The sequence below is a fragment of the Hymenobacter segetis genome (assembly GCF_054776495.1).
On sequence record NZ_BAAHBV010000001.1, the window covers coordinates 281,300 to 306,329 of the forward strand.

General features: G+C 61.8%; 18 protein-coding genes and 1 riboswitch. Of the genes, 11 read left to right on the plus strand and 7 right to left on the minus strand.

Features of this window, described 5'->3' with window-relative positions; all coding sequences use genetic code 11:
- Nucleotides 1-8: 8 nt before the first annotated feature.
- Complete coding sequence (locus tag ACYU70_RS01245; protein ID WP_342295711.1) at nucleotides 9-677, plus strand: hypothetical protein; 669 nt, start codon at nucleotides 9-11, stop codon at nucleotides 675-677.
- A 77-nt stretch (nucleotides 678-754) separates the two neighbouring features.
- Here ACYU70_RS01245 and ACYU70_RS01250 read toward each other — a convergent pair whose 3' ends face one another.
- From ACYU70_RS01250 to ACYU70_RS01260, 3 genes are read right to left on the minus strand one after another with little or no spacing between them, the layout of a single operon-like run.
- Nucleotides 755-2,995, minus strand: a complete 2,241-nt coding sequence (locus ACYU70_RS01250) for a xanthine dehydrogenase family protein molybdopterin-binding subunit (RefSeq protein ID WP_342295713.1) — start codon at nucleotides 2,993-2,995, stop codon at nucleotides 755-757.
- Complete coding sequence (locus ACYU70_RS01255; RefSeq protein WP_342295714.1) at nucleotides 2,992-4,017, minus strand: FAD binding domain-containing protein; 1,026 nt, start codon at nucleotides 4,015-4,017, stop codon at nucleotides 2,992-2,994. The genes ACYU70_RS01250 and ACYU70_RS01255 overlap by 4 nt, the downstream gene beginning before the upstream one ends.
- Nucleotides 4,018-4,041: 24 nt before the next feature.
- The gene (locus ACYU70_RS01260) at nucleotides 4,042-4,635 is read right to left on the minus strand and encodes a (2Fe-2S)-binding protein (protein ID WP_342295716.1); all 594 of its coding nucleotides are present in this window, start codon (nucleotides 4,633-4,635) and stop codon (nucleotides 4,042-4,044) included.
- Between the two features lie 341 nt (nucleotides 4,636-4,976).
- On the opposite strand from ACYU70_RS01260, the gene ACYU70_RS01265 reads away from it, so the two are divergent.
- The 5 genes from ACYU70_RS01265 to ACYU70_RS01285 all read left to right on the plus strand — a co-directional run bounded on the left by ACYU70_RS01265 (nucleotide 4,977) and on the right by ACYU70_RS01285 (nucleotide 10,335).
- The gene (locus ACYU70_RS01265; RefSeq protein WP_342295718.1) at nucleotides 4,977-5,657 is read left to right on the plus strand and encodes a response regulator transcription factor; all 681 of its coding nucleotides are present in this window, start codon (nucleotides 4,977-4,979) and stop codon (nucleotides 5,655-5,657) included.
- 160 nt (nucleotides 5,658-5,817) lie between these two features.
- Complete coding sequence (locus ACYU70_RS01270; protein ID WP_342295720.1) at nucleotides 5,818-7,212, plus strand: sensor histidine kinase; 1,395 nt, start codon at nucleotides 5,818-5,820, stop codon at nucleotides 7,210-7,212.
- A gap of 265 nt (nucleotides 7,213-7,477) precedes the next feature.
- Complete coding sequence (locus ACYU70_RS01275; protein ID WP_342295722.1) at nucleotides 7,478-9,121, plus strand: SulP family inorganic anion transporter; 1,644 nt, start codon at nucleotides 7,478-7,480, stop codon at nucleotides 9,119-9,121.
- A 114-nt stretch (nucleotides 9,122-9,235) separates the two neighbouring features.
- Nucleotides 9,236-9,421, plus strand: coding sequence for a hypothetical protein (locus tag ACYU70_RS01280; RefSeq protein WP_342295724.1), 186 nt, complete (start codon nucleotides 9,236-9,238; stop codon nucleotides 9,419-9,421).
- A 170-nt stretch (nucleotides 9,422-9,591) separates the two neighbouring features.
- Nucleotides 9,592-10,335: a carbonic anhydrase gene (locus ACYU70_RS01285; protein WP_342295725.1), complete on the plus strand. Its 744-nt coding sequence runs from the start codon at nucleotides 9,592-9,594 to the stop codon at nucleotides 10,333-10,335.
- Between the two features lie 108 nt (nucleotides 10,336-10,443).
- On the opposite strand, the gene ACYU70_RS01290 is transcribed toward ACYU70_RS01285, so the two are convergent.
- On the minus strand, nucleotides 10,444-12,927 hold the full coding sequence (locus ACYU70_RS01290) for a M1 family aminopeptidase (protein WP_342295727.1): 2,484 nt from the start codon (nucleotides 12,925-12,927) through the stop codon (nucleotides 10,444-10,446).
- 247 nt (nucleotides 12,928-13,174) lie between these two features.
- Between ACYU70_RS01290 and ACYU70_RS01295 the strand changes: the two genes are divergently transcribed.
- Nucleotides 13,175-15,154, plus strand: a complete 1,980-nt coding sequence (locus ACYU70_RS01295) for a TonB-dependent receptor plug domain-containing protein (RefSeq protein WP_342295729.1) — start codon at nucleotides 13,175-13,177, stop codon at nucleotides 15,152-15,154.
- 163 nt (nucleotides 15,155-15,317) lie between these two features.
- On the opposite strand, the gene ACYU70_RS01300 is transcribed toward ACYU70_RS01295, so the two are convergent.
- Entirely contained in the window at nucleotides 15,318-15,746 is a 429-nt protein-coding gene (locus ACYU70_RS01300) for a hypothetical protein (RefSeq protein ID WP_342295730.1), read from the minus strand.
- 165 nt (nucleotides 15,747-15,911) lie between these two features.
- Nucleotides 15,912-16,003: riboswitch (SAM riboswitch) on the plus strand.
- Between the two features lie 233 nt (nucleotides 16,004-16,236).
- On the opposite strand from ACYU70_RS01300, the gene ACYU70_RS01305 reads away from it, so the two are divergent.
- Complete coding sequence (locus tag ACYU70_RS01305; RefSeq protein WP_342295731.1) at nucleotides 16,237-17,700, plus strand: amino acid permease; 1,464 nt, start codon at nucleotides 16,237-16,239, stop codon at nucleotides 17,698-17,700.
- Between the two features lie 151 nt (nucleotides 17,701-17,851).
- Here the strand turns inward: ACYU70_RS01305 and ACYU70_RS01310 are convergent, their stop codons facing one another.
- Entirely contained in the window at nucleotides 17,852-18,310 is a 459-nt protein-coding gene (locus ACYU70_RS01310; protein WP_342295732.1) for a hypothetical protein, read from the minus strand.
- A gap of 131 nt (nucleotides 18,311-18,441) precedes the next feature.
- Here ACYU70_RS01310 and ACYU70_RS01315 point away from each other — a divergent pair, with 131 nt between their 5' ends.
- The 3 genes from ACYU70_RS01315 (at nucleotide 18,442) to ACYU70_RS01325 (ending at nucleotide 22,995) form a co-directional block, all read left to right on the plus strand.
- Complete coding sequence (locus ACYU70_RS01315; protein ID WP_342295733.1) at nucleotides 18,442-19,158, plus strand: hypothetical protein; 717 nt, start codon at nucleotides 18,442-18,444, stop codon at nucleotides 19,156-19,158.
- A 432-nt stretch (nucleotides 19,159-19,590) separates the two neighbouring features.
- On the plus strand, nucleotides 19,591-20,319 hold the full coding sequence (locus ACYU70_RS01320; protein ID WP_342295735.1) for a GAF domain-containing protein: 729 nt from the start codon (nucleotides 19,591-19,593) through the stop codon (nucleotides 20,317-20,319).
- A 102-nt stretch (nucleotides 20,320-20,421) separates the two neighbouring features.
- Nucleotides 20,422-22,995, plus strand: a complete 2,574-nt coding sequence (locus ACYU70_RS01325) for a type IA DNA topoisomerase (RefSeq protein WP_342295736.1) — start codon at nucleotides 20,422-20,424, stop codon at nucleotides 22,993-22,995.
- 15 nt (nucleotides 22,996-23,010) lie between these two features.
- On the opposite strand, the gene ACYU70_RS01330 is transcribed toward ACYU70_RS01325, so the two are convergent.
- Nucleotides 23,011-24,978 carry a prolipoprotein diacylglyceryl transferase family protein gene (locus ACYU70_RS01330; RefSeq protein WP_342295738.1) on the minus strand — a complete coding sequence of 656 codons (1,968 nt, stop codon included), beginning with the start codon at nucleotides 24,976-24,978 and terminating at the stop codon, nucleotides 23,011-23,013.
- Nucleotides 24,979-25,030: the final 52 nt, after the last annotated feature.

Below are 25,030 nucleotides of genomic sequence, written 5' to 3' on the forward strand. Positions count from 1 at the left end.
AAATAAGAATGATGAAAATTGAACTTATACCAGTAATTGAAATCGGGTATAATAATCAGGGCGTAACGGAACCTGAAAAATATCCATATTGGCAATACCCCAATATTTGGGATACCTATAACGAGCAGAGTTATCAGCGAGCGGGATTTAAAGATAAATTGAAATCATATGTAGGCGGCTCATCGATTTATAAACTCACGGATATTTCAGATAATAATTTAACAAAACTGACAATTGACCATACGCAGGAATTGCGAGATGGAAAATTTGAGCGGGAACAGGCATCTGCCTTTTTCGGTGGATATGTTCTGCGAATAGATGGTCACGATGCATATTTCCCCCAATGCTGCGGAGATTTAAGCGATATAAATTATTGGGAAAGACTTGCTGACGGCCAAACTTCTTATTATAACGGACATCCAGGCCCATATATTAAGTTTGAAGGTACGAATGTCTTACTCGACTTCTCTGTTGATGAATTTGATGAGCAATTTCAACCAACGCCGGTAGAACAGAATCTATTAGTTGACAGAAATGAACTTAAATGTGCTGTTGAAAAAGCTAAGGTGGAACTTCAATTTTTTGAAAAGCGACTTAATCAAATAGACAAAGTTGAAAACCTGAATATTGATAATATTGGTGGGCTTTTAATTTGGGGTGACGGGCATAGCGAATAGAAAAACAAAAACGCCCCGCAACCAACCAGTTGCGGGGCGTTTCCATGTCACTTCAGCGGCACTAGCCGCTGGAGTTTCTACAGCAGCTTGTCAATCGTCACCGGCAGGTCGCGCACGCGCTTGCCAGTGGCGTGGTAGATGGCGTTGGTCACGGCGGCGGCTACGCCCAGCAGGCCAACTTCGCCCAGGCCTTTGATGCCGAGCGGGTTGACTTTGTCGTCTTCCTCGCTCACGAAAATCACGTCAATGTCGTGGATGTCGGCATTCACGGGGACGTGGTATTCGGCGTAATTGTGGTTCATGTAGCGGCCGAAGCGGTGGTCCATCACCGATTCTTCCATCAGGGCCGAGCTGATGCCCCAGACGACCGAACCGAGGACCTGGCTGCGGGCCGTTTTGGGGTTGATGATGCGGCCGGCAGCCACGGCATTCACCACGCGGGTGACGTGCACGGTCATCAGGTCGGGGTCCACTTTCACTTCCACAAACACCGCGTTGTGGGCGTGCATGGAATATTTCGGCGGCTTCAGCATTTCCAGCTTGGCCAGTGCCGTGGAGTTTTCGGCTTCGATTTTAGGCTCGCCGCTGGCTTGCACGAGGTCGCGTAGTACGACGGCCTGCGTCTCATCCGAGCGCAGGCGCAGCTGGCCGTTGGCAAACTGCACATCGTCAATTTTGGCGTCTTTGAAAGCCGGGTGGTCCATTTTCTGGGCCTGTTTCAGCAGGGCTTCGCCGAGCTTAGTGCAGGCTTCAACTACGGAGTTGCCGACGGAAGCGGCCGTCCAGGAGCCGCCTTGCAGGGGCGACTCGGGCAGCGTGGTATCGCCCAGCACGAAGGTGACGGCTTCGATAGGCAGGCCCATGCTTTCGGCCGCAATCTGCGTCATGATGGTGTAGGTGCCGGTGCCGATTTCATTGGTGCCGCTGCTCACCGTGAGGTGGCCATCGGCGTCGAGGCTGGCTTTCACGGTGGCAGGCATCTTGGATGCGTCCCAGATGCCACCGCCCATGCCCCAGCCCACCAGCATTTTGCCGTCGCGCATCGAGCCGGGTTTGGCGGTGCGCTTCTCCCAGCCGAATTTGGCTGCGCCCTCGGCGTAGCACTTGCGCAGGGCCTTGCTGGAGTAGGGCAGGTTCTGGGCCTGGTCGAAATCGGAGTAGTTGCGGATGCGGAATTCGAGCGGGTCGAGGCCGGCGGCGTAGGCCATTTCGTCCATCGCAATTTCCAGCGCGATGGAGCCCGAGGCCGCGCCGGGTGCGCGCATATCGAGCGGCGAAAACACGTCGACTTTAGCCAAGCGGTAGCCCAACTCCACGTTTTTGCAGTCGTAGAGCGTGCCGGACCAGCCCACCACGTTTTCGGTGAAATCCTCAAACTGCGAGGTTTCGGCTACGGCAAAGTGGTTGATGCCAGTGAGCGAGCCGTCGGCCGCCGTGGCCAGGGCCACGTGCTGCAAGGTTTCGGGCCGGTGGCCGAAGCTGAACATCTGCTCGCGGGTGAGCGACACGCGCACCGAACGTTCCAGCTGCAGCGAAGCCATGACGGCCAGAAACAACTGATACTGGGGCCGCAAGCCGGAGCCGAAGCCGCCGCCGGTGTATTTCGAAATCACCCGTGCCTGGTCCTTGCTCAGGCCGAAAATCTTATTTACGTACTGCTGGCTGTTGAAAACACCCTGCGTCTTATCATAGATATTCAGCTTCTTATCGCCCAGCCACTCTACCGTAGTGGCAAACATCTCCATCGGGTTATGGTGCTGGGCGTGGTGCGAGTACTGCGCCTCCATGTGGGCCACGCCTTCTTTCCAGCCCTTGCCGAAATTGCCGCGCGACTTCGGCGGCTTGTAGCCAGTTTTGCCGCGGCCGGGCTCGTAGGCCTCGTCGATGTGCTTCACCAGCTCGGTTTCGTGCGCTACTTCCTCGTACTCAATGTGCAGGATGGACGCGGCGTAGCGGGCCAGCTCAAATGTGTCGGCCACAACTAGCGCCACGGGTTGCAGGCTGTACTTGATTTCGGCGTCGTGCAGCGGCCGGAAAGGTGAGCCGCCGGGGGCCACATCGTCCTTGTAGCTGCGGTCAAGAAATGCGAAACCGGGCACGTTTTCGTGCGTGAAAATCTCCTGCACGCCGGGCAGAGCCAAAACCGGCGCGGCGTCGATTTTCGTGATTTTGCCCTTGGCAATCGGGCTGCTTACCACATAGCCGTAGAGCAGATTGGGCACGTTGAATTCGGCGGCGTACTTGGCGGTGCCGAGGACTTTTGCCGGGCCATCGACGCGGTTGGTGGGTTTGCCGATGTAGTCGGTGGTGTGGCTCATGGGTTGGAGTTTTGAAAGGCGTTGGTGTCGAGCACCTGATTCATTTCGGTGGCTTGCTTAAGGGCGCGCACGATGGCGCGCTTAGCCAGCTCAATCTTAAACGTATTGGCACCGTGGCCTTTGGCATTTTCGAGCACCTTGGCCGCCACGCGGCGGAAGGTGTCGGCCGTGGCGCGCTGGCCAACGAGCATTGCCTCAGCCTCTTTATCGCGCCAGGGCTTGTGGGCAACGCCGCCCAGCGCCAAGCGGGCATCCTTGATGAGTGTGCCTTCCAACTCCAACGCCGCCGCCACGCTCACCAGGGCAAAGGCGTAGCTGGTGCGGTCGCGCAGCTTCAAGTAGCTGAAGTTTTTCTCGAAGCCCTTTGCGGGCAAGTCGAGGCCGGTGATGAGCTCGCCGGGCTCCAGGGTGTTGTCGCGCTCGGGATGGTCGCCGGGTAGGCGGTGGAAATCCTCAAATTTGATGGTGCGCTCGCCGTTCGGGCCGCTCACGCGCACGGTGGTATCGAGGGCGGCCAGGGCCACGCACATATCGGAAGGGTGGGTGGCAATGCACTGGTCGCTGGTGCCCAGGATGCCGCACACCCGGTTGTAGCCGCCGATGGCCGAGCAGCCGGAGCCGGGCTCGCGCTTGTTGCAGGGCGTGGCCAAGTCGTAGAAGTAGTAGCAGCGGGTGCGCTGCATCAGGTTGCCGCCGTCGGTGGCCATGTTGCGCAGCTGCGGGCTGGCCCCCGCCAGAATGGCTTGGTTCAGCAGCGGGTAGCGTTTTTCTACCTCGGGGTGCCAGGCGGTGTCGGCGTTGGTGGCGAGAGCACCGAGGCGCAGGCCGCCGTCGGGCAGGTTCTCGATGGTATCTAGGCCCAGCTTTTTGAGGCCGATGAGGTGCGTGGGGCGGGCCACGTTCTCCTTCATCAGGTCAATCAGGTTGGTGCCGCCGCCGATGTAAGCCGCGTCGTCGTGCGCGGCTTTATCCTGCACGGCGCCCGCCACGGCGGTGGCTTGGGTGAAAGTGAAGCTGTTCATCTTACTGGAATGAGGAATGAAGGATTATTTCTTCGGTGGTTCAACCGGGGCCATGTCCGGCTTGGCGGCACCCGCCGACCACGCCTTATCCTCGATGATTAATCCTTCGTTGTTAAGTACTTCCATTACCGCGCTCAAAATATTGGTGTAAGCGCCGCAGCGGCACACGTTGCCGCTCATCAGCTCGCGCACCTGGGCTTCGGTTTTGGCCTTGCCTTCGTTGATGAGGCCCTGGGCCGAGCAAATCTGGCCCGGCGTGCAGTAGCCGCACTGGAAGGCGTCGTGGTCGATGAAGGCTTGTTGCAGCGGGCTGAGCTTGTCCTCCGTTCCGAGTCCTTCGATGGTCGTGATTTTTGACTCATCATGCATCACGGCCAGCGTGAGGCAGGAGTTGATGCGCTTGCCATCGACCAGCACCGTGCAGGCGCCACACTGGCCGTGGTCGCAGCCTTTCTTGGTGCCGGTGAGGTCGAGGTACTCGCGCAGGGCGTCGAGCAGGGTGGTCCAGGGGGCAATCTGGAGGGTGTGGGCCTGGCCGTTGATGTTGAGGCTGACGGCTTGGGTTGGGGCCAGGGCCACCGGCGGCGGGGCCAGTGGGGCTTGGGTAACTTGACTCATAATGAAAGAATAGCTAGGAGATGGCAGGTACTGGTATTGCCTACGGCCGCTTTTTCCTTCGTGTTTTGCCAAGTGATGCTGTTCATTGCCGGATGCTTTCAAGTAAGCACAACCAGACAATGTCGAAAGGTTGAAAATCAGTCATAATGAAGACTAGATGAAAATTCTGGCAATTCAGAGAAACTCCTGCCTTTGCCAATATCACATCCGTAAAAGGGATGTATTGTCGGAAATACAACGTGTTAACACTGCTTTAGCGCATACCCGTATTCCTAACCAAGTGGCCCGCCAACGGCCGCCCACGCGGCCCGTTTTCCGAAACGGCGCTACCTTCCGGCCCCATGAAAATCCTTTTAGTTGAAGACGAACCCTCGGTAGCCGCCTTTCTGCACCAGGGCCTGACGGAGCAGGACTACACCGTCGACCTCGCCGCCGACGGCCTGCTGGGCCTGCGCCGCGCCCAGGAAAACCGCTACGATTGCCTAATTCTGGACCAGATGCTGCCCGGCCTCAGCGGCCTCGAAGTGTGCCGGCAAGTGCGCGCCCATGACCCCGGCGTGCCCATCCTCATGCTCACCGCGCTGGGCGAAACCGACGACAAAATCCGCGGCCTCGACGCCGGCGCTGATGACTACCTCGTCAAGCCCTTCGCCTTCGATGAACTGCTGGCCCGCCTGCGCGCCCTCGTGCGCCGCCGTACCGAAGCCCCCGCGCCCAAAGCCGTCCTCCATCTGGCCGACCTCAGCCTCGACCCTGGCGCCAAGCGGGTGGAGCGCGCCGGCCAGGCTATTCAGCTCACCGCCCGCGAGTTTGCGTTGCTGGAGTATTTACTCCGTAATCAAAACCGCGTGGTTTCGCGCGCTGATTTGTTGGAACACGTCTGGGATTTGAGCTTCGATACCGGCTCGAATGTGATTGACGTGTACATCAATTTCCTGCGGAAAAAGGTGGATAAGGGCTTTGAGCCGAAGCTGATTCACACGCTGGTAGGGATGGGGTATGTGATGAAGAATGAGGGGTAAACTAGTGGGGCAGGAGTGAAAATATTGAAGTCATGCTCGCGCAGCCGAAGCATCTTGCGTGCCACCACTAACCTAATCGTTGCAACGAAGCGAGCGAGATGCTTCGGCTGCTCTCAGCATGACGTTCTTTTAATCCGTCCCTTCATCCTGCTTCTGACTAATGTCCATTCGCCTCCGCCTTGCTTTGCAGTTCGGGTCTATTCTGGCCGTGACGCTGCTGCTGTTTGCGCTGGTTATCTACTTCGCTACGCAGCAGTCGCGGCGCAATGAGTTCACTCAGAGTTTGTTCAAACGCACGCTGGTGGTGGGACACGCCTACGTGGCCGGCCAGGAAGGCCGCGCCGATGCCGGCGAAGAAGCCTCCTACCGCCGCTACCTGCGCCAGCTCTACCGCACGCTGCCCGCCGAGCAGGGCCGGGTGTATGACGCAAATAACCACCTGGTTTTTCGGGAAGGGCAGGGGGCGGCCCGGCCCGCGCCGCCCGCGTGGCTGGCCGAGGTACGCCGCACCGGCCAGGCCGTGCTGGAACCCGAAACCAACTACCACGAAACCGTGGGCCTACTCTACCGCGATGCCCGCATGGGGCCGCTGGTAGTGGTGGCCTCGTCGGTGGATGAGGACAGCCGCCAGCAGCTGGACGAGCTGCGGCGACTGCTGGCGCTGGGCTTTCTGGTGGCCGTGGCGGCGGCGGGCGCGGGCAGCTGGTTCTTTGCCGGGCGGGCGCTACGCCCGCTGCGCCGCATGGTGCGCGAAGTCGACGGCATCACCGCCACCGACCTGAGCCAGCGCCTGACCCGCACCGGCGAAACCACCGATGAAATCGGCCTGCTTACCCAGCGCTTCAATCGCCTGCTCGACCGTCTGGAAGCGGCCTTCGTGGGTCAGCGCACCTTCGTGCGCGATGCCTCGCACGAGCTGCGCACGCCGCTCACGGCCCTCATCGGCGAGCTGGAAGTGTCGCTGCTGCAGGCCGAGCGCCCGCCCGCCGAGTACCGCCGCGTGCTGCAAAGCACCCTCGACTCGGCCCGGCAGCTCAACAGCCTCACCAACGGCCTGCTGCAAATTGCCCGCGCTTCCGACGACCCCTCGCAGGTGCCCATGGCTGCCGTCAGCCTCGACGATTTGCTGCTCCAGGCCCACGAGCAGCTGCTGCGCCGCCACCCCACCTGCCGCGTCGACCTCGATTTTGGGGAGGCCGAATCCTTCATCGTGCGCGGCAACGAGGCGCTGCTGCTCTCGGCTGTGCTCAACGTGCTGGACAATGCCTGCAAGTTCTCGAAGGCCACGGGCGGCACCGTGACGGCCACGCTGGCCCGCCGCCGCAAGCACCTCTCACTGCTGGTGAGCGACGAAGGGCCGGGCCTCTCAGCTGCCGATTTGCAGCAGGTATTCGTGCCGTTTTTCCGGGCAGCCTCGGCGCGGGCGGTGCCGGGGCACGGCATTGGGCTGCCGCTGGCGGCGCGCATCATGGCGCTGCACGGCGGCACGGTGCGCGTGGAAAGCGAGCCCGGCCAGGGCACGCAGGTGTGGCTGGAATGGCCGGTGCCTGTCTGAGCTGGTAATGTTGGATGGGACGGTCATGCAGAGCGTAGCGAAGCATCTTTACCGCGCAATGCAATCCGATTGATGGGATTAGTGGTGGCGGGCAAGATGCTTCGCTACGCTCTGCATGACGTTCATTTTATCGGATTTTCGAATAATCCCCGGTTTTAATTTCCTTTTAATTTCCCTTTAATTCGACCTTAATAACGCCTCGGTAACCTTGTATTCAGAATTCCCCCCAAGCCAGATTTTCGGCTTAGGCTGCACTCACAAGACCATGACCCAGGTAATTTCTTCGCCGGCCCAAACCGGTACTCCCATCGCGCCGCCTGCTGCCCCCGTCAATCCCCGGCCCAAGGTGTCGCTGTTCAGCACCATCGGGCAGGATGCGCCGGCGGGGCTGGTCGTATTTCTGGTGGCGCTGCCGCTGTGTCTGGGTATCTCGCTGGCCTCGGGCGCACCCCTGCTGGCGGGCGTGATTGCGGGCATCGTGGGCGGCGTGCTGGTGAGCGTGCTCAGCGGCTCGGCGGTGAGCGTGAGCGGGCCGGCGGCTGGCCTCACGGTGGTGGTGCTGTCGGCTATTTCCACGCTGGGCTCGTGGCCGGCGGTGCTGGCGGCCACGGCCGTGGCCGGCGTTATTCAGATTATTCTGGGGCTGGCCCGGGCGGGCATTATTGCCCTATACTTCCCGGCGGCCGTGATTCGCGGTATGCTGGCGGCTATCGGTATTATATTGATTTTGAAGCAGCTGCCGCACTTTTTTGGGGCCGATGCCGACTATTTCGAGGACATGAATTTCCTGCAGTTCAATGGTATGAACACGTTCTCAGCCATTGGCGCAGCTATGAAGGCGCTGAGCCCCGGCTCGGTGCTGGTGGGCGTGGTGTCACTGACTATCCTGCTGCTTTGGAATACGGCCCCCGTGAAACGGCAGCCGTGGTCGCGGCTGGTGCCGGGCGCGCTGGTGGCCGTGCTGGCCGCCGTGGGCATCAACCAATTGCTAAAAGCCGTGGCCCCCGATATGCAGGTGCGCCCCGAGCACCTCGTGAAGCTGCCGGTGCTGTCGTCGCTGGGCCAACTGGCCCGCGAAATGACTTTCCCCGATTTCAACGCCCTGCGCAACCCCGCTACCTACGGCGTGGCCTTCACCATTGCCATCGTGGCCTCGCTCGAAACGCTGCTTAGCGTGGAGGCCGTGGACAACCTCGACCCCCAGAAACGCCACACGCCCACCAACCGCGAGCTGCTGGCCCAAGGCGCGGGCAACCTGGTGAGCGGCCTGCTGGGTGGCCTGCCGCTCACGGCGGTTATCGTGCGCTCATCGGCCAACATCGCGGCTGGCGCGCAGAGCAAGCTGTCGGCTTTCATTCACGGCCTGCTGCTGCTCACGAGCCTGCTGTTTCTGGGCGCGGTGCTGAACCTGATTCCGCTTTCGGCGCTGGCGGCGGTGCTGCTGCTGGTGGGCTTTAAGCTGACCACACCGGCGCTCTACCGCAAGCAGTGGCAGCTGGGCCGCGAGCAGTTCATCCCCTTTATCATCACCATCGTGGCGGTGCTCTTTACCGATTTGCTGAAGGGCGTGAGCATTGGGCTAGTGCTGGGCTTCTTCTTCATCCTGCGCGACAACGCCAAGGCCGGCTCCTACCTGCGGCGCGACGACTCCGAGGACAACGCCGAAAGCCCCAATGCCCCCCTGCACCTGCGCCTACCCGAGCACGTTTCTTTCCTCAACAAAGCCAGCATCGTGACCACGCTGGACCAGCTGCCCGCCGATAGCCGCGTCATCCTCGACGGCACCCGCTCCGATGTGATTGACCACGACGTGCTCGAAGCCATCGAGGCCTTCCGGCAGGCCGCGCCCGCCCGGGGCATCGAGCTGGAATTGCGGGGCATCCGGCAGGTGGCGCTGGGGGCGCATTAGGGGCTGAATCTGCACGGCATGCACGGCTCTTCAGACCGTCATTCGCCCGCCCGTCATGCAGAGCGCAACGAAACATGACGTTCAATTTCTGTACGACCTGCTTTCCTTCTTACCTTGAATACAGCCCACCAAACCACCAGTCCGCTCCAGCCAACGCCCGCTGATATTCCGGCCCCTGGTGCCGTGCGGCCGGTGGCGGCCGCCGTGGTTACGCTCACGTTTTCGCGCGGCACGCGGCCGCTCAGCACCCGCCGCCCGGCCAACGGCGGCCAGCATGACTACCGCCGCCGCAGTGCCTGAACGGTGCCGATGCTCCCGCCGTAGAACTCCACAGTAACTAATTTTCAACCACTAATAGGTGCTACCTTGGTCAGCGCCTCACCGCTTTGCAGCCCGACCGGGTTGCCGGGCTCAATACGCCAGACAGCTGTTTCGGCAGCAGTTAGGCGATAAAACTTTCTCCTTTTGCCATGGCTGGAATCAGCAAAATTCTCGAAAATAATAAGAAATGGGTGTCAGACCGCAACGCGGCGGACCCCAACTTTTTTAAGAACCTGGCCAATGGTCAGAAGCCGAAATACCTGTTCATTGGCTGCTCCGATTCGCGGGTGCCGGCTTCGGGCATCACCGGTACGGGCCCGGGCGAGATGTTCGTGCACCGCAACATTGCCAATCTGGTGGTGCACAGCGACATGAACCTGCTGAGCGTGCTGCAATACGCCGTGGAAGTGCTGGGCGTGCAGGACATCCTGGTGGTGGGCCACTACGGCTGCGGCGGCGTGGCTGCGGCAGCAGCCAACAAACAATACGGCCTGATTGACAACTGGTTGGTGAATATCCGCGACGTAATTCGGCTGCACGAGGCTGAGTACCTGCGCATCAAGGATGATGGCCAGCGTGCCCGCCGCCTGGTGGAGCTGAACGTGATAGAGCAGGTACGTAACCTAGCCAAAACCAACATCATCCAGAACGCCGTGCGCGGCGACAATCCGCCCCGCCTGCACGGCCTTGTGTACGACATTGCCGACGGTGTGCTCAAAGACCTGAACGTGGACGGCGACGACATGATGACCGAAATGGAGCACATCTACGCCACCGAGGCCGTGAATCATGAACCCGAAAAAGACAAAGACGTCAACTCCTATGAAGGCCCCAAGCACGACCCGGCCAAGGAAGTAGTAGTCGAAAAGAAAGGCGCAGTCGAGAAGAAATAAGCGCACCCGAACCTTTCGTTTTCCCCGAATACCTACCAACCACCCACAAAAAAGGCCTGCCGCGCATTGCGGCAGGCCTTTTTTACTATTCAGGCAAGCAGGGCCGGGTTACTTGGCGGCCTGTAGTTCCTGGGTGGCTTTGTCGACGGCGGCCTGGGCTTCGGCGGCGTGGCCGCGGCTGGCCTGGGCCTTGTTGGCGGTCTGGAGCAGGCCCAGCACCATGCGGTCGGCTCCGTAGGCTTTGTATTTCACGCCGAGGTCGCGCAGGCGGGTCACGCCTTCGGCAAAGGCAGCCGGGTCTTCGAGGCGGCCCATCATGCCGGCCATGGGCTCGGCCAAGCCAAACTTGGCCTGCGGGCGGGCAGCATCGAATTTATCGCGCACGTAAGCCCATTCGGCGGGGCCGCCAGCTTGGGCGTAGGTGGCCACTACGGCTTGCGCGAGGGCACTTTGGCTGTCATTTTCCAACGCTTTGGCACGGACCAAGGCCTGGGCGGGTTGCACCACAGACAGGGCGCGCAGGGCGGCACCCTGCACATTGTACGACTGGCTGTTCAGCTGCTTGGTGAAGTACTTCTCGTCCTTTTTATCCTTCAGCTTGGCCAGTGCGCCGAGCAGCGAGGCCTGCACCCAGGGCTCTTTTTCGGTGGCTGCCAACTTGCGCAGGGCGGGCGCGGCTACTTTGGCCACGTCCTTGTTATCCAGCTTCAGCGCCTCCACGGCGGCCAGGCGGTTGTTGTAGAACTTGTCGTTAATGCCGGCCAGCAGCGTGGCGCGGTTGGCAGCGATGGTCTGGTCCTTGGCTGCGGCGTCGATGGCCTCGCGGCGGTCGACGAACAGGGGCGCGTGGGCGTACTGGAAGGCGTATTCGGCGGCCGTCTTGTTATCGGTTTTCAGCCAGAGCGTCTTCTTGTTGGCGTCCACGTTCACCAGGTCGGGCTTGGCCGAAAGGGGCATGGTGAAGGTCTGGGTGGCCTCCGTCATGGTCACGGGCTGGTGCATCACCTTGCCGCCCACATAGTAATCGATGGTGAAGGGCAGGCGGAAAGTCTGGCCAGTCTGGGTCTGCTTGATGGTGACAGTTTCGGCCTTCTTGGCCGTGTCCCAGGTGTAGTCAATCGTGACGATGGGATGGCCCGGCGCGAAATACCACTGGTTCCAGAACCAGTTCAAGTCCTGGCCCGACACGGCTTCAAAAGCGAGGCGCATCTGGTGCGCCTCGCCGTTGCCGAGGGCGTTATCCTTCAGGTATTTCTGCAGGCCGGCGAAGAATACGTCATCGCCCAGGTAGGTGCGCAGCATGTCCATGATGGCCCCGCCTTTCTGGTAGCTCACCAGGTCAAATACTTCCTCCTGCTCGTCGTAGTGGAAGCGCACCAAGGTTTTGGCCGCGTCGCGGGGCGAACTCAGGTAGCGGCGCAGGTAGCGGTAGTAGTGAGCATCGGCGGCGTCTTTGCCGTATTTGTGCTCGGCGTAGAGGCCTTCCGAGAAGTCGGCCATCGTCTCGTTCACGGTGATGTTGGACCAGCTTTCGGCCGTCACGTAGTCGCCAAACCACTGGTGGAACAGCTCGTGCGCAATCACTGATTCGGAGCCGTATTCGCGGTCAATCAGCTCGCGGTCGGTCATTTGCACCTGCTCGCCGTGCAGGGTGGCGGTGGTGTTTTCCATGGCACCGCTCACGTAGTCGCGGGCCACAATCTGGCTGTATTTATTCCACGGATACTCCACACCGAGGCGGTTGGAGTAGAACTCCATCATGTCGGGCGTGTTGCCGAAAATCTGCTTGGCGAAGGGCGCGTACTTGGGTTCGAGGTAATAATTAACCTCCTTGCCGCGCCAGGTGTCCTTGTAGATTTTGAAGTCACCCACTGCCATCATGAACAGGTAGGGCGCGTGCGGCAGCTCCATTTTCCACACATCGGTGCGCAGGCCGGGGCCGGCGGGCGTGCTGCTCACCATACGGCCGTTGCTGAGCGTGACGTACTTAGCCGGCACGGTCATCGAGATTTCCTCGGTGGTTTTCTGGTTGGGGCGGTCGATGGTCGGGAACCAGGCCGACGAGCCTTCGGTCTCGCCCTGCGTCCAGATTTGCACCGGCTTGCCCTTCACGGTCGAATCGGGGTTGATGAAATACAGGCCCTTGGCATCAGTAATAGCGGCCGAACCTTTCACTTTAAGCTCGTCGGGCTTCGAGACGTAGTCGATGTATATCGTGTATTCCTCGCCCGGCTTGAAAACGCGGCCGAGGTTAATGCGCAGGTTCATGCCATCGGCGTAGTCGTATTTCAGCGGAGTTTGCTGGCCGCCATTCATCAGCGCCACGGCGTTGATGTCCATGCCTTTGGCGTCGAGGCGGAGCGTGTCGGTGGGGTAGGCGTGGGGCTTGAGCGTGACCCACTCCTTGCCCAGTAGATGGCGCTTGGCGTAGTCGAAACGCACGTCGAGCTTGGTGTGCACCAAGTCGTTGACCTTGGTGGCCGAGGCGCGATAGGGGGATTCGGGCTTGGTAGCGGGCGGGGTAGGGGCCTGCGCGAAAGCCGGCGTGGTGGCCGCCAGGCCCAGCAGGCCCAGCGCGAAAAGATGCTTCATGGAAAAACTTCGGGTGAGTGAAAATCGATTTCGCGCGAAGGACGCGGACGTGAGGTTGACGTTGCCTGACGCAAGGACGAAAGTAGCGCTGACTCTGCGAGTCCACGTCTCGCCGCTGTGCGGCGAATGCGGAAATGCGAAATGCCCAAGCGGTGACGGGCAATGGTTATTCGCTGCGTCGCAGCGAGACGCGGACTCGCAGAGTCCACGCTACGGTAACTTTGCACCCCCACCAACCCACCAAGGAATGCGACTTACGCGTTACACCGCCCCATTTTTCTGCACTCTTTTCACCTTTAAATCTCTAGCCCAAAGCACCCCGGCCGACAGCACCCGCGCCCTCAACGAAGTGACCGTGTACGGCACCCGCCTCGACCAGGTGGCTGGCCAGACGGGCCGCTACGTGACCGTAATACCCGGCCGCACGCTCAGCCAGTACCCGGTGGCTTCACTTGATGACCTGCTACGCCTGCTGCCCGCCATTGAGATGCAGAGCCGGGGTAATTTCGGCACCCAAGCCGACATCACATTGCGCGGCTCCACTTTCAACCAGGTACTGATTCTGCTGGATGGGATGCGGCTGAACGACCCGCTCACGGGCCACTTCGCGGGCTATTTGCCCATCACCCCGGCCGAGATTGAGCAGATTGAGGTGGTGCGTGGTCCCGGTGCCGCCCTCTACGGCCCCGATGCCGTGGGCGGCTTCGTCAACATCGTTACTAAAACCTTCGCCGCCACCCATCGGCCCGATGGCGTGGAAATTGGCGGTACGTTTATGGCCGGTGAGTATGATTTAAAAACCACCAACGCCGGCTTTTATGGCCAGGATAAGAGCCTGCGACTGGCCGGCGGCATTCTCAACAACACCGCCAGCGGCCAGTTGCTAAACCTGCCCGGCGGCCTGCGCAATGATTTCAAGCTGAATACCTACTCGCTCTCGGGCGCATACCAAATCAGCCCAAAATTCAGCGCCGCCGCCCGCGCCAGTTTCGACCGGCGCGACTATAACGCCCAGAATTTCTACACCACCAACGCCGGCGACCGCGCCCGCGAAACCACCTCGCGCGACTGGTACCAAGGGCAATTGCGCTATGACTGGAGTACCCGCGCCCGCACCGAATTGCAGTTAGTGGGCACCTCCAGCACCGATTACTACGTGTACACGCCCACCTCGGCGGCCAGCGACCACCTGATGCACTACCTCAACGTGCAGGCCCAGCACCAGCTGCGTTTCTCCGATAAGGTGCAGCTGACCCTGGGCGGCCAGGCCGACCGCCGCAGCGTGCGCAGCAACGACCGCGGCGACCACGCCGTGTGGCACCAGGGCGCGTTTGCCGTGGCCGGCCTGATGCCCACCCCTGGCCTGAACCTGACCGCCGCCCTGCGTCTCGACCACGACCAAGCCTACGGCACCGAAGTGCTGCCCCAGCTCACCGCCAGCCAGCTGTTGGGCGAGAAGCTGACGGTGCGCGCAGCTGTGGGCCGCGCCATCCGGGCGGCCAATTTTACCGAGCAGTACAACTCGGCCATCCGGCCCGGCATCGTGCCCACAGGCTTCAACGTGGGCAACCCCGGCCTCGAAGCCGAGCGCACTTGGAGCTACGAAGGAGGCCTCGATTTCCACCCGCTGCCGGCTTTCACGCTGCGCGGCACCTATTTCAACCGCTACGGCCGCAACCTGATTGACTACGTGAGCACGCCCGGCAATGTCGTGCAGGCCGGCACCGGCTTCACCAATCTGAGCCCGGCCAGTACCTACCGCTACGCCCAAAACCTGTTTGCCGTGAGCACACAGGGGCTGGAGTTTGAAGCCAGCACCCGCGCCCAACTAAGCAAAGCGTTGCGCCTCGAAGGCAGCGTGGGCTACACCTACACCCACCTGAACGTAGACGGCAGCATTGTGTCGCAGTACCTGAGCAACGTGGCGAAGCAACTCGTGAGCGGCAACGTGAGCCTAGTGCACCGCCGCTTCACGGCCAGCCTGGGCGGGGTGTATAAGCAGCGCGCCAGCCAGCAGACTGTGGCCACCGCCACCGTCAACGATGCCCAGCTCACGCCCGATTACGTGGTCATCAACGGCCGGCTCGATGTGGCGCTGCTGCCCGAGCGCCTGTGGGTGGTGGGCCAGGCCCAGAACCTGTTCGACGCCAAATATTCCGACCTGCTGGGAGCGCAAATGCCCGGTCGCTGGCTGATGGCCGGCGTGCGGCTGGCGCTGCGGCGGTAGGGAAGGCCAGAACGGCCGGATAAAAAGAAGGTCATGCTGAGCGCAGTCGAAGCATCTCTACCGTACAAGTAATCCAATCGAATGGGTTTGCTATTGCGGTAGAGATGCTTCGACTGCGCTCAGCATGACCTTCTTTTTTGTCTGGATTGTCAGGTCGTCGAGGCTACCCAATCGCCGCCCGCAGCCAATCCTTCGCCTCTTGCAGCGTGCGGTGCTGGGAGGTTTCAATTTCGTAGTCGTTGGTTTCGGCTACGTTGTGGGTGTAGCTCTGTACCGAAATCTGGCCAAATACCGTTTCCGGCACGACGAAGCTGACGTGGCGGATGCCGGCGCGGTGGGCGCGGATATTCCAGTCGGTACGCATCCATTCCTGGTCGGCGGGCTTCACGGCTTGCACGTTGCGAGTGTCGGCTAGCCAGCCCAGCGGCTGCGTGCGGGCGGCTTCGGCTTCGTAAAGCTCCAAGCCCCGGTTCATGAGAAAGCGGAACTGCTCGCTGTTGGCGAAGCCGTGCCAGGAGATGATGAAACAGGGCACTTCGGGGGAATAGAGCATGCTGCCATAGGGCTCAGCGTGCACAACGGTATCGGACATGAACTAGCGGTATCGGGCAGGTGGTGGGAAGCGGAAATACGCGCCAGCCAAATGCCTCGCCCATACGCGGGCCGGTGCGGTGGGGTTGTCTGGGGCGGCACCGGGTGGGCGGGGCAGCCATCCGGCACTACCTTTGTGCCATCAATTCTTTCTCCGGAAGGATTGTTTTTATACAGAGGCGCTGAGAGACAGGCTCAACGACGCGCCGGCAACCACCCGCAACCGCGGCCCGGTGCCAATTCCTGACCATATAAAAACAACTGCCGTGCCTGCCGTTTCCGCTGCCTCGCTTGCTTTTCCTGGTCTTTTTCGTGCCCGTTTGTTGACGACGGGCCGCATGTTCGCGGGCTGTTGTTACTGTTGATTCCAGGCACTAGCGCCGCGTAGCTGAGGCTACGGTCGGTGCGGTTTCATTCCTTTTTACGGGTTTTTTGCTTTGCGGCACGGCTGCTCCGGGTGGAGCGGTAGCGTGGCGCGTTTCTATCTCTTTATGTTGAAAAAATCACTGGAGCTGCTCCGCGCGGAAGCAGCCGAAACGGGGGCGAACACCCTCAAACGCAGCCTGAATGGCGTGAGCCTGATTGCCATTGGCATCGGGGTAATTATTGGGGCGGGCCTGTTCTCGCTCACCGGCATTGCGGCGGCCAATAACGCGGGGCCGGCCGTTACCATCTCCTTCATCGTGGCGGCCGTGGGCTGCGCCTTCTCGGCGCTGTGCTACGCCGAGTTTGCGGCCATGGTGCCCGTTTCGGGCTCGGCTTATACCTATTCTTATGCCACGATGGGGGAGTTGTTTGCCTGGATTATTGGCTGGGATTTGGTGCTCGAATACTCGGTGGGGGCGGCCACGGTGGCCATCAGCTGGTCGCAGTACCTCATCAAGTTTCTGGGGAAATACGGGCTGCACATCCCGGCGCAGCTGGTGATGTCGCCGTTTGAAAGTGCGAAGCTGGCGGATGGCTCCACCGTGAGCGGCTTCGTGAACGTGCCGGCCATGCTCATCGTGCTGGCCATTACGGCCATCGTCACGCGGGGCACGAAAGGGTCGGCGTGGTTCAATGCGCTGGTGGTGGCCCTGAAGGTGGCCGTGGTGCTGGTGTTCATCGCGCTGGGCTGGCAGTACATCGACCCCGCCAATTACCAACCCTACATCCCGGCCAATACGGGCACCTTCGGTGAGTTCGGCCTGAGCGGGATTCTGCGCGGGGCGGGCGTGATTTTCTTCGTCTTCATCGGCTTCGATATCGTGGCCACCATGGCGCAGGAAACCAAGAACCCGCAGCGCAACATGCCCATTGGCATCCTCGGCTCGCTGGCGGTTTGTACGGTGCTGTTCGTGCTGTTCGGGCACGTTCTGACCGGTTTGGCTAATTACACCGAGTTCAAAAACAGCGCCGCCCCGGTGGCCATTGCCATCGAAAAAACGCCCTATGCCTGGCTGTCCTCAGCCGTGATTCTGGCCATTCTCATCGGCTACACTTCAGTGATATTAGTGGATTTGCTGGGGCAGTCGCGGGTGTTTTTCTCGATGTCGAAGGATGGGCTGCTGCCGCCGGTGTTCTCGCGGTTGCACCCCAAATTCAACACGCCGGCGCAGTCCAGCCTGCTGCTGGGCTCGTTCATTGCGCTGTTTGCGGGCTTCGTGCCCATCGCCGTAGTGGGCGAGATGACGAGCATCGGCACACTGCTGGCCTTTGTGATGGTGTGCCTCGGCGTGCTCATCATGCGGAGGACTAACCCCGACGCGCCCCGGCCGTTCCGCACGCCGTGGGTGCCGGTGGTGCCCATTCTGGGCATCATCGTGTGCCTCGTGATGATGGCCTCGCTGCCCTGGGAAACGTGGCTGCGCCTGGTGGTGTGGCTGGCGCTGGGCATGATTATTTACTTCGGCTACGGCAAGCGGAACAGCAAGCTGCGGCTGGCGCAGGAAGCGGCTGGCAGCCCACAGGTTTAGCCCCAGCGGGGCGGCATAGCGGTAGTAGAACCGACCCAATGTGGTAGCAAAAGCCCCGTAGGGGCGACACTCGTTCAACGAGTGTCGCCCCTACGGGGCTTTGCCGTTTTTCGGATTCGGCCTTACTACCGATATGTCGACCCGCTGGCCCTCAATGCGTGGTCAGCCCATTCGCGTCCAACTCTTCATCGTCCCGCACCCGGCTCAGGTCGCCTTCGAGGTCAATCTCTCCCTCCGCAGCAGTGGGAGTGAGGGGGCGCTGCTTGTACACATCCACGGCCCCGCAGCGGTCGAGGACGGCGCGGGCCTGCTCGGCTTCGGCGGGGGTGGTGGTAGCGATGGTGACCACGGCGTGCTCGGGGCCGGTGGCGGCGATGTGGGCTTGGGTATCATCGAGCTGGCTGCCGCTGAAGAGGTCGGTGAAAAACCGCGTCACGCTTTCGCGGAAGGGCTCGGCCGGCGCGCCGGCATCGGGCAGGTGCTGGGCTTGCAGGGTTTCCTGGGTGGCAATGTTGATGCTGCCGGGGGCGAGGCCGGCGGCCTGCGCCTGGGTGGCGGCAAACTCAGCTTCGGAAGCACTGGTGAATAAACCGACGATGATGCGGGGCATATAATAATAGGGGGAGGGTGTGCCGGTTCTACGGCGGCCCCGGCGGCCGGTTGTGGCGCGGCGGCGACGGCAATGTCCAAATACTTCCTACCTTTTGCCCATCTTTTCACTCCCTACCTCTTCAGTGCCCCATGGCCAACGCTAAAAAAGCCAAATACGCCGCCCGGTTCGAGAATTTCTTTCTGAATCTGCGCCTCAACCGCGACCAGTTTGCCGACATGGCCGCCTTCACCCTGCAAACCATCCGGCAGGCCGCCGGCGGCAAGTACAGCGCCGGGGCCGAGGCCCTCGACGTGGCCCTCACCGACTACCGCGCCACCCACGCCGGCCAGCTCTCCGGCGAGGGCCAGGCCAGCACCAGCACCCTGGCCCAGGCCCTGGTCGACTTCAAGGACTACGTGAAGCGCATGGAGCGCAAGGTCATCAACCCCGCCTACGACGAGAGCAGCGCCGACCTGCTGGCCATCTTCCCCAAGGGCCGCGCCGCCCTCACCAAAAGCGCCCAGACCGAGGTGGAGGACGCCTTCACGGCCTTTCTCGATGCCCTCGATGCCCGCCCCACGGTCTTCACCTCGCCCCAGCGTACGGAGGGCCGCAAGGTGCTCAAATCCCTCTCGGAGGCGCTGGGCCGCGCCGATGTAATGGCCAGCACCGCCGGCACCCAGCGCATCGACCTGCACGATGGCCGCGAAGCCTCCTGCCTGGCCCTGTACCACGTCTACCTCACGCTGCTGCTCGAATTCGCGGCGCAGCCGGAGCGGGCGGCCCCGTTTTTCGATTTCAGCAAAGCCGAAATGGGCGGGGGCAAAAAAGCCAAACTGCCCGTGCCCACCATGCCGAAAAGCTAGTTAAATGTGCTTTGTAAATAAAAAGCCCGTTCCGGACCTCCGGAACGGGCTTTTCTGTGCGGTTGAGGCGCTCCGGAGGTCCGGAGCGGCCATTTCTGACCGGAAACGCCTCCTCCGGACCTCCGGAGCAGCCATTTCTGAGCGGAAACGCCCCCTCCGGAGGTCCGGAGGGCGCATTTCCGGACGGTGAAGCTCACTCCGGACCTCCGGAGCGGCCATTTTCGCTTGGCGAAGGGGGTTCCGGTCCTCCGGAGGCCCGGCGGGCAATGCGTTGCCGCACGCCCGCAAATGGCGTCCACTTACCGGGCGGCCGCCGCCGGTGGCAGAATTTCAGCCAACCATTATGCGTAGCGCAATACCTTTACGCATTGCACCCGCCGCCGAACTTTTACCCCATTCAGGCAGTTGGCGGCTGAATCCCTGAGCTTATCGATGAACAAGACCCAATACCCTGGCCTGATACCTTCGCACGAACACGAGCGCCTCGCGGCGCTGCAGCCCTACCAGGTGCTGGGCACGCCGGGGCAGGAAGTGTTCAATGATTTTGTGAGCATCGTGGCCAAGCTTTTCGATATGCCCATCGCCCTGGTGAGCCTGGTGCGGTCCGACGACGTGGTGTTCATCGGCAACGAGGGCCTGCCCGAAGCCCTGGTCGTGAACCGCGAAGACAGCATGTGCTCGGTGGCCATCCTCCACGACGACCTCACCGAGTTCCGCGACATTGCGGCCGAGCCCTGCGCCCTCGTCAACCCCTTCGTGGCCCAGGAAATGAAGCTCGGCTTCTACGCCGGCCAGGCCCTGCGCACCCCCAAAGGCCTGGCCGTGGGCAGCCTTTGCGTTATGGACCGCCGCCCCCGCCAGCTCACCCCCTCCGAAGGCCGCCTGCTAAAGGACCTGGCCCAGGTAGCCCAGGAGCTGCTGCGCCTGCAAGCCGCCCTGGCTACCGGCTTCACCGTGCCCGATGCTTTGCCCACCCGCCTCGATGCCACTGTGCAGCAGTCGCTCACCCGCCTCGCCACCCTGGCCGAGCTGAACCAGTGGGAAGCCGCCGACACCGAGGAAGCCCGCCAATACGCCGAGTCGCGCCTCGACGAAGCCCGCTACCTGGCCCAGACGCTGTACCGCGAACTGCAAACGGTGCTGGCCGGGGTGGGGAAGTAACACCCGCCTTCAGCTGTCCCAATCGACCTTTTTCGCGGTTACCTTTGTTGATTCCCTGCGTCGAAAACCCTTCGGCGCAGCCCTCCAATCAACCCGAATTCCGTGATAGTTTGCATTGCCGAAAAGCCCAGCGTGGCCCGTGAAATCGCCACCGTGCTGGGTGCCACCCGCCGCATGGACGGCTACATGGAAGGCAACGGCTACCAGGTCACCTGGACCTTCGGCCACTTCTGCCAGCTCAAGGAGCCCGACGACTACCAGCCCGAGTGGAAGCGCTGGAGCCTGCACAACCTGCCCATGATTCCCGATTCGTTCGGCATCAAGCTCATGCGCCGCGACGAGGGCGTGGTAAAGCAGTTCCACACCATCAAAAAGCTGGTAGACGAGGCCACCGAAGTAATAAACTGCGGTGACGCCGGGCAGGAAGGAGAGGTGATTCAGCGTTGGGTATTGATGGAGGCCAAGTGCCGCAAGCCCGTGAAGCGGCTGTGGATTTCGTCGCTCACCGAAGAAGCCATCCGCCAGGGCTTCCAGAACCTGCGCGAGGCCAAGGAATTCGACTCCTTATACCAAGCCGGCAAGAGCCGCGCCGTAGGCGACTGGCTGCTGGGCCTGAACGCCACGCGCCTCTTCACCCTCAAATACACAACCTACCAGGACAAGCAACTCCTAAGCATCGGCCGCGTGCAAACCCCCACGCTGGCCCTGCTGGTAGAGCGCTGGCACGAAATCCAGAACTTCAAACCGGAGCCATACTGGGTACTGAAGACCGAATACCGGGGTACGCTCTTCAGCCACATGGCATCACCGGACAAGGCCAAAGACGCCGACGCCGCACCCGATACGAAGTCGCGGCTGCGCGCCCTGGGCTATTTCGTGACCGAAGAAGAAGCGAAAGAAGCCCTGGAAGCCGTGCGCCCCGCCCCGCTGCGCGTCACCGATGTGGAAATCAAGAAAGGTCGTGAGTCCCCGCCGCGTCTCTTCGATTTGACCTCGCTGCAAGTGCAGTGCAACAACCAGCTGGGTTTATCTGCTGAAGACACGCTGAAAATCGTGCAGGGCCTGTACGAGAAGAAAGCCGTGAGCTACCCGCGTGTCGACACCACGTTTCTGCCCGACGACCAGTACCCGAAAATCCCCGGCATCCTGCGCGGCATTGGCTACGATGCGCTCACCGGCCCGCTGCTGGCTACGAAAATCCCGAAGACGCCCAAGGTTTTCAATAACAACAAAGTCACTGACCACCACGCCATCATCCCGACAGGCGCGGCCGGCCCCGGCGGTGGCATGGAAACCAGCGTGTACGACATCATCGCGCGCCGTTTCATCGCCGCCTTCTACCCCGATTGCGAAGTGAGCAACACGACGGTGCTGGCCGAAGCCGCCGAGCGCCCCTTCCGCGTGCGCGGCCGTCAAATCCTGAACCCCGGCTGGCGCGTGGTCTACGGCGACCCCACCCAGCAGGCCGCCCCCAAACCAGCGGCCGCCCCGGGTGCGGCCGGAGCCGCTGCCGAAGCTGATGATGATGCCGTTTCCACGGTCCTGCCCAACTTCGTGAAGGGCGAAAGCGGCCCCCACGACCCGCGCCTAGAAAGCAAGATGACCCAGCCGCCCAAGGACTACACCGAAGCCACGCTGCTGCGCGGCATGGAAACGGCTGGCCGCAACATCGACGACGAAGAGCTGCGCCAGGCCATGAAGGAAAACGGCATCGGCCGCCCCAGCACCCGCGCCGCCATCATCGAAACGCTGTTTAAGCGCAACTACATCAAGCGCGAGAAGAAGCGCATCATTCCCACCCCGACGGGAGTAGAGTTGATTGGCTTAATCCGAAACCCCACCCTGAAATCGGCCGAGCTGACGGGCCAGTGGGAGCACAAGCTGCGCCAGATTGAGCGCGGTGAGCTGTCGTCGGAAGGCTTTTTGGGCGAGCTCTCGGCCTTGGTGCGCGAGATGGTGGCCGAGGTGAAGAACGACGGGCGCGGCCGCATGGTCACGTCCGGCAGCGCTGAGTTGGCGGTGCAGCAGGCGCAGGCCGGCAGCAGCAAAGTGCCCGCCGGCATGACCGGGGCCAAAACTGCGAAAGCGCCCGGCGCGGCCACGCTGCCCGGGGCCAATGGCCTCGGCTACTGCCCGGCCTGCAAAACCGGCCACGTCGTGCGCGGCAAAACGGCTTTCGGCTGCGTGCGCTTCCGCGAAGGGTGCACGTTCCGGCTGCCCGCCGAAGTGCACGGCAAAAAGCTGAGCGACCCGCAGGTGAAAGCCCTGCTCGCCAAAGGCCGCACGCCCGTGATGAAAGGCTTCGTCGGGGCCGAGGGACAGAAGTTCGACGCCGCTATTGGGCTCGATACCAGCTTCCAGCCCATCCTGCTGCAAGTGGCCGACAGCAAGCCCGGGGCCGCGCCCGATTCGGGCCTGATTCCGTGCCCGGTGTGCAAGCTCGGCACCATGCTCAAGGGCAAAACGGCCTACGGCTGCTCGCGCTTCCGCGAAGACTGCCAGTTCCGCGTGGCATTTGAATGGGGCGGCAAGCAACTCACCGAAACCCAGCTCAAGCAGCTACTGCGCAAGGGCGAAACCAGCGTTATCCGAGGCTTCCTCTCAGCCAAAACCGGCAACAAGTACGATGCCGCACTGAAGGTGGAGGAGGGGCGCGTGGTGCCGGTGTTTGGGTAGGGCTGGCTTTGGTACTTAATGGCCAACCTGAAATTGGTAATGCAGGCGCAGGCTGAGTAGGCGCTGCTGGTCGAAGTCAGTCGCAAAATACGGTTCAAGGCTGAAGGCGCTGAAGCCAGTACCCGCAGGCAGGCGGATGTTGGCACTTAGGAAGCCCATGGTGGGCAGTTCGCTGGCCGAACTGAGCGTTGCGGCCATGTTCGGATTCAACGGTACCGAACCAAGCGAGGGAAATGCAAGGCCCGCCAGGAGCGTGCCGCCGCGCTTCGAGCCAAAGCCAGAACCCAAGCCCAACCGGGAATAATAATTGCCGATGCTACCCGCGCCGTAGCCCCCATCAAACTGGCCGTAGAACCAGCGCCGACTGCCCAACCAGAGCTGCACATCGGGCATCACATTGTAGGTAGGGCGCAATTCTGGCTCCGCACGCTTGGGCGAGCCAAAAGCCAGCTTGCCGATATGAAGGCCCGCGTGATACCCAATACTGAAGTCTTTGGCGGGATTGAAACGGAAGTGACCCTCTACGAAAGGATTGATATCGAGCAGTTGATAGGTGCGCGTTGGGGCCGCGTCGGGAATAGTAATTGCGCCTCGTAGAGCTTGTGGAGCATAGCTCACCACGTCGGTACCTGCCCACACGCCCATGCCGACCGTGCCCAGCGTGGCGCGGCCACCTGGGTGCACTTGGTAGGCCACCTGCCCACCGGCGGCGCGGTAGCGGTGCTTATACCCATCGCGCGATGCTGGAATTTGAGAGCCCGGGGAACTGTCGCAGCCACTGCCGCTACTGCTGACATCATAGAAAGAATCCTGCGTGAAGCCGCCAGTCAGGCCTCCCACTGCGATATCAACCGTCCGCACCGAGTCTGGGGCCGGGCTTTGGCTGGTGAGCACAAATACCGTGGCGGCCAACCCTACCGGCAGCAAGCGCGGCAATGGCAGAGAATGCAGAAAGTCCAACGACCAAATAGTGGATTGGTTAACCAGCCGGGTCGAACCGCTAGCCAAAAGCTGACTCGCCTCCACGGCTAGCACCATCAATAGCAACCCCCTCACCACCGTGGTTTCGGGTTGTGTGAGCGCAGTAGCCGACAGTGCCGCCGTGAGACCCAGCAGGCCCACCAGCACCAATAGATAGCGGCTAGCTGGCACCGGCTGGGCAGCTTCGAACTTATAAATAGGCGAGGCAGACGGCCGCCGCACGCGCCACACCCAAAGCCCCAGCGCCAGCAACCCCAGCGGCAGCAGCCACATCTGCAGCTCCAGCCACCGGGCACCCAGCACCGAATGAACATCGCCCGCCACCGGCTCGCTGGCCGCATCGCGCCAGAAAGCCTGCGCAAAGCGCCCCAGCAGCAGCAGCCCCGTTTGCAGCAACAGCCACGAGCCCACCGGCCAGCGCCGCTTGCGGGTGGCCAGTAGCACGCCGCCCACCGCCGCGCACAGCAGCAGGGCCAGCAGTTGCGTGGGGGCCACCGGCAGGCTGTGTAAGGCCGTAGTTGGCAGTAGGCCCGCCTGCACCTGGCAATACCACGGCAATGTGCCGGCTGCATAGGTAAGTCCCCAGACTCCGGTAGTAGGCTCCCCAAAGCAGCAGCCCGTGAGCACGCAGCCCACGCACTGCACCACCAGCGCTGCGCACAGCGGCAGGGCCAGCGCATCGAGCACGGCCCAGCCCAGGCCCAGCCAGCGGCGCAGGGCTACTACCGTCAGCGCCGCCGCCAGGCTACCGCCCAGAATGGAGCGCGCCGTGTCGGTTGGCGCGTTGCTGAACAGCAGGCTGCTCCAGTCGCCCACCGGGTGGGTGATGAGCTTGGTTCCCAGGATGAGGGCCAGGCTGCTGGCCGCCACCAGCGTCAGCCAAGGGCGGAGCGGGAAGCCGCGCCGCCAGCCTTCCCAGAGCAGCAGCAACACATTGGTGAGCGTGGCCAGTAGGTAAAACGGCGTGTAGTAGTCGTGGCCCGGCGTGTAAGGTAGCGTCATGGTTAGGGTCAGTTAAGAGGCTCTGTGGATAGCAGCCCCTAAACTTACCTTT

What these genes read in the sequence shown, in the direction of transcription:
- ACYU70_RS01250 (WP_342295713.1), bottom strand. Translation starts at nt 2,995, where the DNA reads ATGAGCCACACCACCGACTACATCGGCAAACCCACCAACCGCGTCGAT.
- ACYU70_RS01245 (WP_342295711.1), top strand. Translation starts at nt 9, where the DNA reads ATGATGAAAATTGAACTTATACCAGTAATTGAAATCGGGTATAATAAT.
- ACYU70_RS01305 (WP_342295731.1), top strand. Translation starts at nt 16,237, where the DNA reads ATGTTGAAAAAATCACTGGAGCTGCTCCGCGCGGAAGCAGCCGAAACG.
- ACYU70_RS01260 (WP_342295716.1), bottom strand. Translation starts at nt 4,635, where the DNA reads ATGAGTCAAGTTACCCAAGCCCCACTGGCCCCGCCGCCGGTGGCCCTG.
- ACYU70_RS01310 (WP_342295732.1), bottom strand. Translation starts at nt 18,310, where the DNA reads ATGCCCCGCATCATCGTCGGTTTATTCACCAGTGCTTCCGAAGCTGAG.
- ACYU70_RS01315 (WP_342295733.1), top strand. Translation starts at nt 18,442, where the DNA reads ATGGCCAACGCTAAAAAAGCCAAATACGCCGCCCGGTTCGAGAATTTC.
- ACYU70_RS01300 (WP_342295730.1), bottom strand. Translation starts at nt 15,746, where the DNA reads ATGTCCGATACCGTTGTGCACGCTGAGCCCTATGGCAGCATGCTCTAT.
- ACYU70_RS01330 (WP_342295738.1), bottom strand. Translation starts at nt 24,978, where the DNA reads ATGACGCTACCTTACACGCCGGGCCACGACTACTACACGCCGTTTTAC.
- ACYU70_RS01265 (WP_342295718.1), top strand. Translation starts at nt 4,977, where the DNA reads ATGAAAATCCTTTTAGTTGAAGACGAACCCTCGGTAGCCGCCTTTCTG.
- ACYU70_RS01285 (WP_342295725.1), top strand. Translation starts at nt 9,592, where the DNA reads ATGGCTGGAATCAGCAAAATTCTCGAAAATAATAAGAAATGGGTGTCA.
- ACYU70_RS01290 (WP_342295727.1), bottom strand. Translation starts at nt 12,927, where the DNA reads ATGAAGCATCTTTTCGCGCTGGGCCTGCTGGGCCTGGCGGCCACCACG.
- ACYU70_RS01320 (WP_342295735.1), top strand. Translation starts at nt 19,591, where the DNA reads ATGAACAAGACCCAATACCCTGGCCTGATACCTTCGCACGAACACGAG.
- ACYU70_RS01275 (WP_342295722.1), top strand. Translation starts at nt 7,478, where the DNA reads ATGACCCAGGTAATTTCTTCGCCGGCCCAAACCGGTACTCCCATCGCG.
- ACYU70_RS01295 (WP_342295729.1), top strand. Translation starts at nt 13,175, where the DNA reads ATGCGACTTACGCGTTACACCGCCCCATTTTTCTGCACTCTTTTCACC.
- ACYU70_RS01255 (WP_342295714.1), bottom strand. Translation starts at nt 4,017, where the DNA reads ATGAACAGCTTCACTTTCACCCAAGCCACCGCCGTGGCGGGCGCCGTG.
- ACYU70_RS01270 (WP_342295720.1), top strand. Translation starts at nt 5,818, where the DNA reads ATGTCCATTCGCCTCCGCCTTGCTTTGCAGTTCGGGTCTATTCTGGCC.